This window comes from Bacillus sp. SRB_331, from assembly GCF_003264175.1.
GTDB lineage: Bacteria > Bacillota > Bacilli > Bacillales > Bacillaceae_G > Bacillus_A > Bacillus_A mycoides.
Window position 1 is genome coordinate 84022 of record NZ_NADV01000009.1, and the last position, 13890, is coordinate 97911.

At 34.5% G+C, this 13890-nt stretch carries 16 protein-coding genes and 2 pseudogenes; 11 read left to right on the forward strand and 7 right to left on the reverse strand.

The genetic code is table 11. The annotated features are described in order from the left end of the window. Positions 1-7: 7 nt before the first annotated feature. Positions 8-862: a hypothetical protein gene (locus B5P42_RS08025; RefSeq protein ID WP_113733974.1), complete on the reverse strand. Its 855-nt coding sequence runs from the start codon at positions 860-862 to the stop codon at positions 8-10. A gap of 326 nt (positions 863-1188) precedes the next feature. Here B5P42_RS08025 and B5P42_RS08030 point away from each other — a divergent pair, with 326 nt between their 5' ends. Beyond that, entirely contained in the window at positions 1189-1761 is a 573-nt protein-coding gene (locus B5P42_RS08030; RefSeq protein ID WP_000963368.1) for a TetR/AcrR family transcriptional regulator, read from the forward strand. A 206-nt stretch (positions 1762-1967) separates the two neighbouring features. Further along, complete coding sequence (locus B5P42_RS08035; protein ID WP_113733975.1) at positions 1968-4445, forward strand: YhgE/Pip domain-containing protein; 2478 nt, start codon at positions 1968-1970, stop codon at positions 4443-4445. 39 nt (positions 4446-4484) lie between these two features. Here the strand turns inward: B5P42_RS08035 and B5P42_RS08040 are convergent, their stop codons facing one another. Together B5P42_RS08040 and B5P42_RS08045 are read right to left on the reverse strand one after the other, a co-directional pair. Next, positions 4485-5246, reverse strand: a complete 762-nt coding sequence (locus B5P42_RS08040) for a hypothetical protein (RefSeq protein WP_113733976.1) — start codon at positions 5244-5246, stop codon at positions 4485-4487. 220 nt (positions 5247-5466) lie between these two features. Continuing rightward, positions 5467-5820 (reverse strand): PH domain-containing protein, encoded by a 354-nt coding sequence (locus B5P42_RS08045; RefSeq protein ID WP_113733977.1) that lies wholly within the window; start codon positions 5818-5820, stop codon positions 5467-5469. 243 nt (positions 5821-6063) lie between these two features. Here B5P42_RS08045 and B5P42_RS08050 point away from each other — a divergent pair, with 243 nt between their 5' ends. The 5 genes and pseudogenes from B5P42_RS08050 (at position 6064) to B5P42_RS08070 (ending at position 8210) form a co-directional block, all read left to right on the forward strand. Beyond that, on the forward strand, positions 6064-6276 hold the full coding sequence (locus tag B5P42_RS08050; RefSeq protein WP_113733978.1) for a hypothetical protein: 213 nt from the start codon (positions 6064-6066) through the stop codon (positions 6274-6276). Between the two features lie 36 nt (positions 6277-6312). Next, on the forward strand, positions 6313-6615 hold the full coding sequence (locus B5P42_RS08055; RefSeq protein WP_113733979.1) for a DUF2087 domain-containing protein: 303 nt from the start codon (positions 6313-6315) through the stop codon (positions 6613-6615). Positions 6616-6639: 24 nt separating this feature from the next. Beyond that, positions 6640-7317, forward strand: coding sequence for a YknW family membrane protein (gene yknW, locus B5P42_RS08060; RefSeq protein ID WP_113733980.1), 678 nt, complete (start codon positions 6640-6642; stop codon positions 7315-7317). A gap of 83 nt (positions 7318-7400) precedes the next feature. Further along, positions 7401-7502 (forward strand): annotated as a pseudogene (locus B5P42_RS08065) (DUF2087 domain-containing protein); the annotation flags it as partial. A gap of 198 nt (positions 7503-7700) precedes the next feature. Further along, the gene (locus B5P42_RS08070) at positions 7701-8210 is read left to right on the forward strand and encodes a GNAT family N-acetyltransferase (RefSeq protein WP_113733981.1); all 510 of its coding nucleotides are present in this window, start codon (positions 7701-7703) and stop codon (positions 8208-8210) included. Here B5P42_RS08070 and B5P42_RS33095 read toward each other — a convergent pair. The 3 genes and pseudogenes from B5P42_RS33095 to B5P42_RS08085 all read right to left on the reverse strand — a co-directional run. Then, positions 8185-8370: pseudogene (locus tag B5P42_RS33095) on the reverse strand (PlcR-regulated protein PRP2); the annotation flags it as partial. The gene B5P42_RS08070 and the pseudogene B5P42_RS33095 overlap by 26 nt on opposite strands. A gap of 63 nt (positions 8371-8433) precedes the next feature. Continuing rightward, positions 8434-8952: a DinB family protein gene (locus B5P42_RS08080; RefSeq protein WP_113733983.1), complete on the reverse strand. Its 519-nt coding sequence runs from the start codon at positions 8950-8952 to the stop codon at positions 8434-8436. Between the two features lie 92 nt (positions 8953-9044). Next, positions 9045-9986, reverse strand: a complete 942-nt coding sequence (locus tag B5P42_RS08085; RefSeq protein ID WP_002134866.1) for a helix-turn-helix transcriptional regulator — start codon at positions 9984-9986, stop codon at positions 9045-9047. A 194-nt stretch (positions 9987-10180) separates the two neighbouring features. Between B5P42_RS08085 and B5P42_RS08090 the strand changes: the two genes are divergently transcribed. Next, positions 10181-11194, forward strand: coding sequence for a LacI family DNA-binding transcriptional regulator (locus B5P42_RS08090; protein WP_002087115.1), 1014 nt, complete (start codon positions 10181-10183; stop codon positions 11192-11194). Between the two features lie 39 nt (positions 11195-11233). Here B5P42_RS08090 and yhfH read toward each other — a convergent pair whose 3' ends face one another. Next, positions 11234-11362, reverse strand: a complete 129-nt coding sequence (gene yhfH, locus B5P42_RS08095) for a protein YhfH (RefSeq protein ID WP_000567010.1) — start codon at positions 11360-11362, stop codon at positions 11234-11236. Positions 11363-11565: 203 nt separating this feature from the next. On the opposite strand from yhfH, the gene B5P42_RS08100 reads away from it, so the two are divergent. The 3 genes from B5P42_RS08100 to B5P42_RS08110 all read left to right on the forward strand — a co-directional run bounded on the left by B5P42_RS08100 (position 11566) and on the right by B5P42_RS08110 (position 13871). Further along, the gene (locus tag B5P42_RS08100) at positions 11566-12300 is read left to right on the forward strand and encodes an MBL fold metallo-hydrolase (RefSeq protein WP_113733984.1); all 735 of its coding nucleotides are present in this window, start codon (positions 11566-11568) and stop codon (positions 12298-12300) included. A 9-nt stretch (positions 12301-12309) separates the two neighbouring features. Continuing rightward, positions 12310-13299 carry a lipoate--protein ligase gene (gene lplA / locus B5P42_RS08105; protein WP_113733985.1) on the forward strand — a complete coding sequence of 330 codons (990 nt, stop codon included), beginning with the start codon at positions 12310-12312 and terminating at the stop codon, positions 13297-13299. A 146-nt stretch (positions 13300-13445) separates the two neighbouring features. Continuing rightward, positions 13446-13871, forward strand: coding sequence for a hypothetical protein (locus B5P42_RS08110; RefSeq protein WP_113733986.1), 426 nt, complete (start codon positions 13446-13448; stop codon positions 13869-13871). Positions 13872-13890 lie beyond the last annotated feature (19 nt).

The following is a 13890-nucleotide window of genomic DNA, read 5'->3' on the forward strand; positions in this document are numbered from 1 at the left end:
CAATTATTTAGTCCGAAATTGCTTGAAACGCTTTTCTACACCGATCTCTTTTTTGCAGTCTTCTTCTATATTTTTTTCTATCCCGCTTTACTCCTTGTATATACATAAATAAGCTAACGAGAAGGAAGAAAGCACATTGCATCGTTAAAATGTACGGTGACATGCCTTGCAATGGTTGTTTCGGATCATATAAATGAATAGGTGCTCCGCCTATTGAAGGAAATATTGTATTTAGCAGGACGTAAGGAATGGAGGCAACTGCAAATGGAAAGAGAATTGCCATATAGTCCTTTTGTGACCATACAGATGCAGCAAGTCCTAAAAGAGCCATTAAACCTGCAAATAAAAAATTAATTCCGATATATACAGTAATGTAAGTGAGAGGCGCATCGAAATATAGGCTTGCGAACATTCCATCAGCATTTATGATGCCTGAACCAATCGTAGGTGTTCCGTCTGGAATGGTTAATTTGCAAAATAATAACGATAAGATGAATGGAAATGTATAAAGAAATCCTCCGCAAAAAAACGTAACGATATATTTCATTAATGAATAAGGAAATAAAGAAATCCCCTTACTCACAAACGGTTTAAAACCATCTGACTTATCCGAATTGTAACTTGTACTAAAGGGGAAACTCGCAATAACTGGCATTAATAATAAATAAACATCCATTTCATTGTCGCGAAATCCGATCCATTTTATATCTGTTGAAATAGGTCCACTCGCTGCGTCTCCTAAATAACGAATTACATAGTAATAGTGATAAATACAAATAAGAACGAATCCACTAAACATAATAATTAAAGAAATACGACTACAAAAAGCTTGCTTTATATTTAAACGAAGCGCACGCATCATGACTGAAAAAGCCTCCACTATTTTGATAAACTTGTCTATTTTCTATATTACTATTAAATGTAAAGATTTTCTTGTTTTTTTATTTGATTATTTGAAAAAAGGGAATTTCGTTGTCGTTAAGTAAGGTTTAATCATATATCTTAAGAACACCTTTTCTTTTTCTCTTTTCTTCTGATACACTATGACAGTATTATATAACTTGACTGGAATTTTTTTATACTGGAAATAATAAAAAAGAGAACTTGTATAGAATGTAAGCGTGTGGTAATATCAAAGATGTACTGATTGACTATATTATCCAATTGGTCATTTTTGGAGGTGACGATGTGGCGATAGATCGAAAACGTTCTATTATTGAAGCTGCAACAAAGTCTTTTTCAGCGTTCGGTTATAAAGCAACAACGATGGATCAAGTAGCGAAGTTAGCGAATGTAGGAAAAGGAACAATTTATACTTTTTTCAAAAATAAAGAAGAGCTATTTGGTGAAATTATTTCTAATTTAATTACAGAAATGAAGCAAGTTGCAGAAAATGCAATTCGTTCAGATATTTCATTTTTTGAAAATGTACATAGAGCATTATATAGCATATTAGAATTTAGAAAAGAACATCAGCTCATGATTAAATTAATTCAAGAAGAGCGCGATATGGGAACGAAAGAAGTACAAGAAGTGATGCAACAAGTAGATGTGGAAATCGTTTCTGTTATTCAATCGTATTTAGAAATTGCGATTGAAAAGGGTGAAATTAGCAAATGTGATCCAGAAATTACAGCGTTTATTATGCTTCGCCTATACGTATCGCTTATTTTTGATTGGGAAAAAAATCATGAACCGTTAGAAAAAGAAAAAATATCGGAATTATTCGAACTTTATTTACTAAAAGGATTGTCAAATTAAGATAATCCTTTTAATATTATAAAAAATGACTAATTGAACAAATTGGTTAATCGTATAAGGAGGATAGTTAAATATAATCATGTAGATGAAAATGTGCATAGTATAAATTCGGGGATAAGGCATATGTATGAACAGATATAGCCTTTTTATTTGGGTAAAAATGACCATAAATGAATTTTGGTCATTTTTAAAAAGGGGGATAAATTATGAAATGGCATAAGTTGCTTAGTAAAGAATTTGCAGAGATTATAAAAAGTAAAAAAATATTAATCCCAATCATTGCGGTTTTATTTGTACCGATTTTATATGCGGGTATGTTTTTATGGGCCTTTTGGGATCCGTATGAACAGCTAGATGACTTGCCAGTTGCGGTAGTCAATTTAGATAAAGGTGCAGAACTTGATGGGAAACCAATTGAGGTCGGGAAAGGGCTCGTTGATAACTTAAAAGATAATAAAAGTTTTAAATGGGAATTTGTAAGTGAAAGAGAAGCGAAAGAGGGAATGGAAGGCAGAAAGTATTACATGTTAGTACGTATTCCAGATGACTTCTCAAGTAACGCTACAACGTTATTAAAAGACGATCCGAAACCATTAAACTTAGAATACATTCCAAACGAAAGCTTAAACTTCTTATCTTCACAAATTGGCGGAACAGCCATTGAAAAAATTAAAGGTGAAGTATCAAGCACGTTAACGAAAACATATGCAGAGAAAATGTTTGATTCCATTCAAGACGTCTCAAAAGGATTAGCAGATGGAGCGGACGGAGCAAATAAGTTACATGATGGAGCTAGTGAGTTGCATGATGGATCAAGTAAAGTGACGGATGGACTCCATACACTTCAAGGGAAGTCTGGGGAGATGAAGGATGGAGTTCAGAAATTAGCAGATGGATCTAATAAATTGCAAGATGGGTCCGGAAAAGTAACAACAGGTTTAAATACGTTAAATAGCAAAACGGGTGAAATGCAGATAGGTATAGGGAAATTACAAGATGGATCTCAGAAAGTAACTGATGGTTTGAATACATTAGCAAATAAATCAGGTGAATTAAAAACAGGAACGAATGAATTAGCGAACGGTATGGAAAAGCTTGTTGGAGGACAAAGTCAATTAGAAGAAGGTTCTCAAAAAATTGAAAATGGTTTGCAAGATTTAAATAGTACAGTAAAGCATTCTGTTGTAGGTTTAGAGGAAATGCAGGCGAAAGTTCCTTCTATATTAAATACTGTAAATGAGAAAATGAACGGAGCTGCAGAAAACGTAAATCAGTTAAATGAATTTACTCAATCAACAGCAGGAGATGCAAAAACTGCAGCGCAAGATGTAGCTAATTTGCAAAAGCAAATCGAGAGTTTACCAAAAGAATATCAAGAGAAGTTACAACCATATATAACAAATGCGGCGAAAAGTACAGCGACAGTTCAGCAGAAAGCTATTGGAGTAGCAGGTGGAACAAATAAATTAAATGAAGAAGTAAGACAATTAAAAGGTGAAATAACTCAAACAACAAGTGATGCGCAAAACAAACTACCGAATACAGCGAAATTGCAATCTTTAACGGAGGGTATTGAGAAATTACTGAATGCGCAAAACGAATTTGTAAGCAAATTTCATGGATTTGGTGAAGGATTAAGTAATGCCAAAGTAGGTGTAGATAAATTAAATAACGGGTCAGGTCAATTAACTGATGGAGTAACTCAATTAGCAGATGGCTCAAGTAAAGTAACAGGCGGTTTAGGTACATTATCTGTAGGAGCAAGCCAAATGACAGGAGGAATAACGCAATTAGAGGATGGCTCAAGTCAAGTAACAACAGGCATAGGTACTTTAAATGGTGGTTTAAATAAAATGTCAACTGGCTCAACCCAGCTAATCGACGGAGTAAATAAGCTAACAGACGGCTCTGGAAAAGTGACAGATGGGCTCGTAAAGGTAAATGATGGATCAGGTACACTGGCTGAGAAACTTGGTGAAGGTGCAGAAAAAACAGGAGAAGTAAAAGGTACGGATAAAACGTATGATATGTTTGCAACCCCAGTAAAAGTGAAGACGGAGAAAATGGCGGAAGTTCCAAACTACGGAACAGGATTCACACCGTATTTCTTATCGCTCGGTTTATTCGTTGGGGCATTACTATTATCTATCGTATACCCATTACGCGATACAGTCGGCGTTCCAAAATCAGGATTTAGTTGGTTTATTAGTAAGTTTGGTGTTTTATTATCAATCGGTATTATTCAAGCAATAGTAGCAGATGTCATATTACTGTTTGGATTAGGTGTAGAAGTACAAAGCATTCCATACTTCATACTCTTTAGCATCGTTACAAGTCTAGCATTCATCGCGTTAATTCAATGTTTAGTAACAGCATTCGGTGATGCGGGCCGTTTCATTGCGATCTTAACATTAATTATACAGCTTACAACAAGCGCTGGAACATTCCCGCTAGAGTTAATTCCGAAGTATTTACAACCATTTAATGCTTGGCTACCGATGACATACTCTGTATCAGGATTTAAAGCAGTCGTATCAAGCGGTGATTTTAACTTCATGTGGCAAAATATAGGGATACTCATGATCTTTATCGTTTTATTATCACTTGGAACAATTGCTTCATTAACTTGGATGCATAAGCGACAGTTTAAAAATATTGCTGAGAATCAATCGGTTGAAGCTTAAATAAGACCAATAAAAAAAGGCACCGAAATGGTGCCTTTTTTATTGGTCTTGTTTTATTGGTTGAGAAAGTTCATTTGTTTTTCTATTTTTACGGAACAAGTATATAACAATACTTATAAGAATAATTGTTGCTACAATCCAAACAAATGGACCATATCTTTCAGCAAAAGTATATAGTTTCATGTTGCTGGAAATGTCCTCTTTTGTTTTTCCTATTAGAATTTCAGAGCCACTATAACCTTCAAGTGTATCTCCGTTTTTTATACCAAAAATAAGAGTGTCTGATTTGTTTTCTATTCCTGTGTATCGGTATCCTTTACCTTTAATTGTTAATAGAGTATCATCTTTTTTTAGTGTGTAGTCTTCGGCGGAAATATCTTTTCCTGACAGTGTAATTGGTTCCATTGAGAAGCGGATTTCTTTTAATGCAGGAAGAGCCTCATTGTTTAGTAAGAGCTGCTTTGCAATATGCTGCTCGGTATCAATGTTTTTCCAATTTGCCTTTCGTCGTTTATATGTATTAATTTCAAGAAGTGCAAATTCTTTATTTTGAAGTTTTTCCTCTGTAATAGGTTGTGTAGTAGTTAATGTTCCTTTTAATAAAATCACACCGTCTTTTGCAGATTGAAATGAAGAGACTTCCTTCGTTTCTTTTAATGTATTGATAGCACCTCTATAATCTTCTTTTCCTAAAAGAACAGCTCCCGTATGTACGGTTAAAATAAGATATAGGATGCTTAATACTATAATAGCTTTTTTCACTATTTTCCCTCCAAAATATGTATAAGTTAATTGTAACATAATTTTCCATATAAAATTTATTAATTTTAATAATAGGTTATGAGAATGAGGGTGATAAGTAAATTAAGAGAAGTGTGGATGAGAGAGAAATACAGTTGTAAGAAAGGTGAACTGTACTTCTCTTTTAGATGAAAAGTATTTTATTCCGTAAAATCCCGATTGGTGTAGGCTAATAATCAGTGGGGGATGAACAAAATCCCCCACTAATTAAAGTTTCACTTTATTGAATTCTTTTTCGCTGTATTACATTTAAAAACCCCTCAACATTCGAGCTTGAAATTTGTCCCACCGTTATATATTCGTCTTCATAGTAAAATATTAGTTTTTTATCAAAGAATGTTCTTTTCGTCTCTATGGATAGAATCTTTTTATATTCAAATTCCACAATCAATGCATTTTTACAACATTTGAATGATTGTCCATAAAAAATAACCCTCCTATTAGTGGCAAGTAACACTCCGGAACGAGGGACATTATGTGTAATAATATAGCCAGTAAGTGAACATCTTAAAGTGGATAAAATATTTTCTTCATGATGTAATAGTTGTTTTGCATCCTCTAAAATTTGATTCATTGCATATAATCCTTATTTATTTAAAATACAATCTATATGGATATTATTATAGCAAGAAAGACCATACACCAAATATGCAAAATTGCATATTTGGTGTATGGTCTTTTGAATATTACTCAGAATTGTTCTTACTTTCCAAAGATCATCTTCTCCTTAATTTTACCATATCTCATGTTTAGGCTAAATGAAAGAACAGGAATTGCAACAATTTGAATAGAAGTATATTACATGGGAGTTGATACGATGAAAGGAAATCTTACTTATTATTTTATCGTAAATCCGCTAATCATCTTTCTTGTTTACACCCTTTCACCTATCTTGTTTCATAAAGAAAAATATACAAATATGAAAGATGCACTAGGAATACTTGTAGTTTACTATGTGCTAATTAGTGGGTATTACTTTATGGATGTTGTAAGTAAAAGAATGAAGAAAAATAGTAAGGACAAACAATAAAGTTTTATTACATAAAAACTGATGGAGGACAACAAAATGACCGAAAGCCAAATGAAATTTCGTGATACGACCATTCGCAATTTTTTTGATAAAGAGGATCGTTTAAAATCGATTCCAGGTCAAAAAAAGAAAAAGTTAGTATTGTTAGAGCATTTGATTAGCAAGTTAAACGCTGAAAATCAATATACAGAAAAAGAAATTAATGCATTCATAAAACAATATCATGATGATTTTTGTACGATTAGACGAGAGTTTATCGTGCATGGATTTATGGATCGGGAGGATAATGTGTATCGTATAAATGAGAGAGAAGTATGGAGGAAATGGGAAGAGTTATAAATGTAATGAGGAAGGGGGATTTTCTTGCAAGCTAGTAGTCTTATGCATGAAGAGATTTCTGGAAAACCATCGATTTTTGGGATATTCACTTCGCCAACACTACAATTCAAAAGGATGAAGAATCAAAGAAATATATTCTTTCCACTAGCCTTTTTAATTGTGCTTATTATAATTTCAAGTGCCTTAATGTCTTGGAATTCTTTAAATAATCCTGCACTCAGTATGTTTCATGATAAAACGGGATTTACTGTTCCGAAATACATAACTTTCTTTACTACATTTGGATTTTCAGCAGTCAGTGGAATCGTAGCTATACTTTTTGCACCTATATTCTATAAGAACATTATGATTTTCTTTGGAGTTGATATTAACTATAAAGAAACATTCCCGGTAATTATTTATGCTTCGTTTGTATTAAGATTAGGGATGATTTTAAACGGATTAATTGCATTTTCTCTAAGTGGGTATGAGATATCTTATACAGGTTTAGGTGCAATAGCGACAGATAATATGATCTTGCATACAATCGCTCAAAGAATAGATATATTTAACATTTGGTATTACGTTTTATTAGGAATGGGTTTAAGAACGATAACGAATTTAAATAAAGACAAACTTATCCCTCTGATTATTGTACTTTTCGTTTTCACTAGTTTATTAGCGAGCATGGCTGGGTTTATGCAGGAAATAGCTAAACCGTAAGGATAGGTGGGAGTCGGGCTGCCCGTAAAAGCCCGATTGGTGAGGGCTAATAATCAGTGGGGGATGAATAAAATCCCCACTGATTAAAGTTTCACTTTATCGTGCATGGGTTTATGGATCGAGAGAATAATATGTACCAAATAAACGGGAGAGAAGTATGGACGAAGTGGGAAGAGTTACAATGACTTCTTCGTTATGTAATAGTTGTTTTGCAGCTGTTAAAATAGGATTTATCGCGTGCAGTCCTTGTATATAAATATAGGAATGTTGTATCAAAAGTGATCCAACTTAAAATATGTAATGTTGCATATTGAGCGTTTTAGAGATTCTTAGTTTGATAGTTCCAATATTATTTTTAAAAGAAAAAGGTAAGAGGTGATTCAGTGATACGATTAGCAAAAGAGGTTGATGCGGAATCAATTATGGATATTAGAAAAGAAATTATATTATCAGAAACTACTACAAAGTTTTTTATATCATCTCCAAATAAATTACCAAATGATATTGATTCAGAAAGAGAAAAGATACAGACAAGTAGTGAAAAAGGCAACCTTTATATAGTTTATGAGGTAGATAGTAAGGTGGTTGGCTTTCTGGTTTTCAAACGATATGAACTAGAACGCTTACGACATGCAGGCACAATGGGAATGGGGATTAGAGAGGAGTACTGCAATCAGGGCATTGGTACGAAACTAATTGAATTTCTTATTAGTTGGGCTAAAGGGCAGAAAGGTTTAGAGAAAATTTGCTTAGGTGTAGTTTCTATTAATGATAGGGCAATTAAAGTGTATAAACGAACTGGCTTTGTAGAAGAAGGAAGGCAAAGAAAGCAAATTAAATATGAAGATGGATCATATGGAGACGACGTATTGATGGCTTTTTATATTGGCTAGAAAAGAGAAATCTTCTTTTAGTAGCAAGTAGCATGCCCGGATACTGAACATTATGCGTAATAATATAGCCAGTAAGTGAACATTTTAAAGTAGATACAATAACTTCGCCTTTATGTAATAGTTGTTTTGCAACTGTTAAAATTGGATTCATTGTATACATTCCTTTTGAAAAGGCTCCCAATATTGCATATTGGGAGTCTTTTTTTAGTAGAAGTGTTTACACTTAGCAAATCTTAAGTTCCAATCTTTCTTTCTGACGAAGATGATGTGCAAAATGCATAGAAATGAGCAGGAACCATTCTGCCGCATTTAAGTAACCAAGTCCAGGGTGCTGTACTTTACAATCATTAGGAATAGAAGTTAGCGTTGGTTCAGCGTTTTTCACGATTGTAATTAATTTCAGAAAACGCTCTTGTATTTCTTCTTTGTTAGTTGGATTTTCAGGTGTGTATCCAGGGTGATTAGGTACCTTTATTTGTATGTCGGGGAAACCTCCCAGTATATATACTTTTTCACCCATATCCGTTTTGCTGTTAGCTACAGATGGTGTTTCAGTTTCACATTTCGCGATTGCATCTAACTGCATATACGTAGCCGAAAGTAAATGATTATACATTTGACCGAGAGACCATTCCTCATTAGAAGGCTTCATCCTAAATTGTTCTATAGAGTACTTTTCTAATTCCTCTAAGTAATATGTTGCTAAACTTTCAAATTTCTCTAAAGTGGTAGTACTGTTCATATCGTTAGCTCCTTTTTATGAAAATGTATTTGTTGATACTTACTATAAAGGAGGGCTACTGACAACATTATGTCAGCAGTAAAATGAAAAAATTAAAGTTGTAACATTTTTTTTGCTTCATCACGGATTTTCTCAGAAAGAATTTTTGGCTCTAGTACTTGCACTCGGCTCCCCCAGCTTAATACCCATTGAAATACTTCGTCTATGTTTCTGGATTTCAAAAAGACATGAAAATCATTATCTTTATACTCGTAGGAATCTATAAAAAAGTATCGTGACTCAATAACTTTATGTGCAATATGAGATGAGAACAATAAATGAATTGTAACAGTGCGATTGTTTTCAGGTTGATAGTCTTGTAAAGAAAAGTCTTTAGGTTTTGTAAAAAACTCTTGTTCTTGTTGCAATTCATCCATACGATCTAAACGGAAATTACGTATTTGTTTTCGAAGTAGACAATGAGCAACGATGTACCAAATTCCTGAAATATTGACTAAACCGTAAGGGTGAACGGTCCGTTTTATTTTTGTAATATCTCTTGGTTTACGATAGTAAAAGGAGATAGATTGCTCTCTTTGAATAGCTTCTTGTAACAAGAAAAGTTGGCTCTCTAGTTTTTCTTGCTCGGCTTGCTGGTTTGAAAATATAGGAGAAAGAAAACGAAAAGTTCCTCGTAACTCTCGGGCTTTCTTTTGTTGATCAGTAGGGAGGACTACCTCAAGTTTCTCTTTTGCTGATTGCGCATGTACAGAAAAAGAAGAATTGAAAGTTTTCTCGATATAATCACCGCCTAATAAAAGAGTAACAGCCTCTTCAGGCGTAAGGTGAATGGGTGGTAAGAAATAACCATCCATTAATGAATAACCGTGGCCAGGCATTGCGAAAAGCGGGACACCAGATTCACTAAGTGCATCCATATCTCGATAAATAGTGCGTATACTTGTCTCAAATTTTTCAGCTAAGCTTTGTGCTGTAACGGTTTGTTTTCTTTGTAATTCAATTAATATAGCTAATAAACGATCCGTCCGATTCATGAAATATCATCCTTTATTTTATAAATATTCTTATTGTGAAATTCTAAAAGTAGTGTGTAATTCCCTGCCATTAACAGACTTTTCCCTATGTATAATATTAATATAGTAAAATCATAAGAACCTATATTGCAGTTTCCAATAATATACTATATAATCAGGATAAGAAAACGTTTTCATGCAAAGGGGGAAATTTCGTGTCGACTATCGAGGACGTGGCGAAATTAGCGGGGTTATCAAGGACAACGGTTTCTAGGGTGATCAATAATCATCCATATGTTTCAGATGAGAAGAAGAAAAGGGTTCAATTAGCAATGAAGCATTTAGGCTTCGTTCCTAATTCTGCGGCGAGAAGGCTTCGTAAACAAAAAACAGAAACAATTGCGGTGCTTGTTCCAAGGATTACAAATCCTTTTTTTAGTAGATTTATTGAAGCAATCGAGATTGCTGCTTCTGAACATAAATATAAACTGATTATTTGTCAAACAAGATATTTACCGGAAAAAGAGATGGAGTATTTACAATTATTATCTACGAAACAAGTAGATGGGATTATTCTATGTTCACTAGAAAATCCATGGGAGAATGTGGAGCCATACTTGCAACACGGTCCAATCGTGTTATGTAATGAATATATTGAGGAAGCAAATGTTCCAACAGTGAAGTTCGATCATGCACAGGGTGCATACATAGCTGCCAATCATGTATTAGAACAAGGATATCGTAATCTGATTTTTTGCCGTGGCAACGAAACGAAAGTAGTGAGCCAACAGCGAAAAATGGGCTTTTTACGCGCTATTACTGAAAAGAGTAGAGAAGTGGAAGCGATCGATTTTCTTGAAAACGCTTTCTCTTGGGATGATGGAAAACGAATATTCAATGAAGTATTAAAGGACAAAAAAAATCCTACCGCGATTTTGGCAGGAGGCGACGAGGTTGCAGCTGGAATTATCTCAGAGGCGAAACGCCATGGTTGGAGTATTCCAGAAGATCTCGCTGTGATCGGTTTTGATAATCAAATTTTAGCGCAGATTACAGAGCCAGGTATTACGACAATTGAACAACCAATCGACGAGATGGCCCGAAAAGTTGTCGACTTAATGATGGATAAAATCCATACGAAAAATTATCGACAAAAAGAATTGTATGAGTTTGAACTGGAGCTCTTGGTGAAAGGTTCAACGATGAAGGATACGATGTTATTAGCCTAGTAGACTATGTCTGCTAGGTTTTTTTATGTTTACAAACTACTATTCTTCGTGAACGCAATCGTCACATTTGTTATGGTATGCTTCGTGCTGCTCATCAATTTCCTTCCCGCAATGAGCACAAGTTTTCGTCGGTAAATTTCGGAAAAACTCCATTGGTTGATCGATCATGTCAATCCCTCCATTTCCATTTCTTACTATCATTGTATTAGTACAAATAATAAAAGTCAACAACTGTTTTATAACAAAAGTAAAAATTAATGAAAAAGTTTAGGAAATGGATTATAGTTAACAATGTAGGATGTAAGTAAAAAACTTTCTCAAGTACGGAAAAAAACGGCATTCCTACGCGGTTTTAGAAAGGATGGATACATATGAAGATGACTGTTGTCGGCTTTTGGGGCGGCTTTCCAGAAGCGGGAGAAGCAACGTCGGGGTATTTGTTTGAACACGATGGTTTTCGTTTACTTGTAGACTGTGGCAGTGGTGTACTAGCACAGCTTCAAAAATATATAACACCATCTTATATAGATGCAGTTGTACTGTCGCACTATCATCACGATCATGTTGCAGACATTGGGGTATTGCAATATGCGAGATTAATTATGAGCGGGGCGAAGGGACAACTACCGGAATTACCAATATACGGTCATACGTTTGATGAGAATGGATTCCATTCTTTAACACATGAACCGCATACGAAAGGAATTGCGTACAACCCAGAAGAAACACTTCAAGTTGGACCGTTCTCCATTTCATTCTTAAAAACTGTTCATCCTGTTACATGCTTTGCGATGCGTATTACAGCTGGCGATGACGCTGTAGTATATAGCGCTGATTCCAGTTATATTCCTGAATTTATTCCATTCACAAAAGATGCTGATCTTTTCATTTGTGAGTGTAATATGTATGCACATCAAGAGGCTGCAAAAGCAGGGCATATGAATAGTACAGAAGTAGCAAGTATTGCGAAAGATGCAAATGTAAAAGAACTTTTATTAACGCACTTACCGCATACAGGCAACCCATCTGATTTAGTAACAGAAGCAAAACAAATTTTCAGTGGCCATATTACGCTAGCGCATAGTGGCTACGTATGGAATTCATGAGGTGATACGATGTTATTTATTGATAATAAAGGGATTACAGATCCTAGAATAAACTTAGCGATTGAAGAATATTGTGTGAAGAATTTAGATATTAACGAAACATATTTACTGTTCTACATTAACAAACCTTCCATTATCATTGGTAAAAACCAAAACACAGTAGAAGAAATTAATGCAGATTACGTAAAAGAACAAGGTATTCATGTTGTTCGTCGTCTATCAGGCGGAGGCGCAGTATATCATGATTTAGGAAACTTAAACTTCAGCTTTATTACGAAAGATGATGGAGATAGTTTCAGCAACTTCAAAAAATTCACAGAACCTGTAACGAAAGCGCTTGGTAAATTAGGCGTAAATGCAGAATTAAGTGGTCGTAACGATATTTTAGCTGAAGGTAGAAAAATTTCAGGTAACGCGCAGTTCTCAACGAAAGGTCGTATGTTCAGTCACGGTACGTTACTATTTGACTCTGAAATCGATCACGTTGTGTCGGCACTTAAAGTGAAAATGGATAAGATTCAATCAAAAGGCATTAAATCAATCCGTAGCCGCGTTGCGAATATTACAGAGTTCTTAAACGAAAAAATGACGACAGAAGAGTTTAGACAACTTCTTCTAGAAACAATTTTCGAAGGAGAAACAGAAATTCCAACGTACGAATTAACAGAAAATGATTGGAAAGAAATCCATAAACTTTCTGAAGAGCGCTACCAAAATTGGGATTGGAACTACGGAAAATCTCCGAAGTTCAACTTACAACATTCACACCGCTTCCCAGTTGGACAAGTTGACGTTCGTCTTGAAGTGAAAAAAGGAACAGTAACAGAATGTAAAATTTTCGGTGACTTCTTCGGATCACTAGATGTTCATGATATTGAAGAGCGTCTAACAGGCGTACAATTTGATAAAGATGCATTCACCGTAGCTTTAGAAGGCGTAGATATCGCACGCTACTTCGGTAATATTACAACAGAAGATTTCTTGCATTTATTCTTCTAAAAGAAAAAGCCATCCCAAAATACCTTTTGGGATGGCTTTTTTTATTATGAATTCATTTACCGTTAAAAGCGTCCCTAAAAACATCTACTAGCAGGACATTCTTTAATTATAAAGGAAGTATATATAATTAAAGGAGGATGATCGAAATGAAAAGGATAATACACTTTATATTATTGATCAGCTTCGTTATAGGGATGACAGCTTGTAACGATGAAACTTCCTCTAGTCGTACACTTTTATTTATTGGAAAGCCAGCGAAGGATAATGCCATATATTATACGCATACAGATAAAAAACGAAAGATAGATGATATACAAACTATGTTTCAAAATAAGAAATGGAAAAGAAATGAAACGTTTAGTACCGTTGGTAAAACGCCAGATTTCGTCTTGTCGATAGATGAGGGCAATAAAGGATTGCCGACATTATATGTTACAGTCTACTTGCATGAAAATGGAGCGGACGCTCTCAATTTGTATGGAGAGTATACGGCTTTAAATAAAGAGGAAGTTGAAAAACTTAGAGAGAAGATGAGTGCATATTATCCTAAAATGATTTTAGCTACAGTTTAACTATATGTTTGTACCTGTT

Coding starts and splice junctions, on each gene's coding strand:
- B5P42_RS08055 (WP_113733979.1), top strand. CDS start 6,313: ATGACCGAAAGCCAAATGAAATTTCGTGATACGACCATTCGCAATTTT.
- B5P42_RS08110 (WP_113733986.1), top strand. CDS start 13,446: ATGAAAAGGATAATACACTTTATATTATTGATCAGCTTCGTTATAGGG.
- B5P42_RS08050 (WP_113733978.1), top strand. CDS start 6,064: ATGAAAGGAAATCTTACTTATTATTTTATCGTAAATCCGCTAATCATC.
- B5P42_RS08080 (WP_113733983.1), bottom strand. CDS start 8,952: ATGAACAGTACTACCACTTTAGAGAAATTTGAAAGTTTAGCAACATAT.
- B5P42_RS08045 (WP_113733977.1), bottom strand. CDS start 5,820: ATGAATCAAATTTTAGAGGATGCAAAACAACTATTACATCATGAAGAA.
- B5P42_RS08025 (WP_113733974.1), bottom strand. CDS start 862: ATGATGCGTGCGCTTCGTTTAAATATAAAGCAAGCTTTTTGTAGTCGT.
- B5P42_RS08100 (WP_113733984.1), top strand. CDS start 11,566: ATGAAGATGACTGTTGTCGGCTTTTGGGGCGGCTTTCCAGAAGCGGGA.
- lplA (WP_113733985.1), top strand. CDS start 12,310: ATGTTATTTATTGATAATAAAGGGATTACAGATCCTAGAATAAACTTA.
- B5P42_RS08085 (WP_002134866.1), bottom strand. CDS start 9,986: ATGAATCGGACGGATCGTTTATTAGCTATATTAATTGAATTACAAAGA.
- B5P42_RS08035 (WP_113733975.1), top strand. CDS start 1,968: ATGAAATGGCATAAGTTGCTTAGTAAAGAATTTGCAGAGATTATAAAA.
- B5P42_RS08040 (WP_113733976.1), bottom strand. CDS start 5,246: ATGTTACAATTAACTTATACATATTTTGGAGGGAAAATAGTGAAAAAA.
- yhfH (WP_000567010.1), bottom strand. CDS start 11,362: ATGATCGATCAACCAATGGAGTTTTTCCGAAATTTACCGACGAAAACT.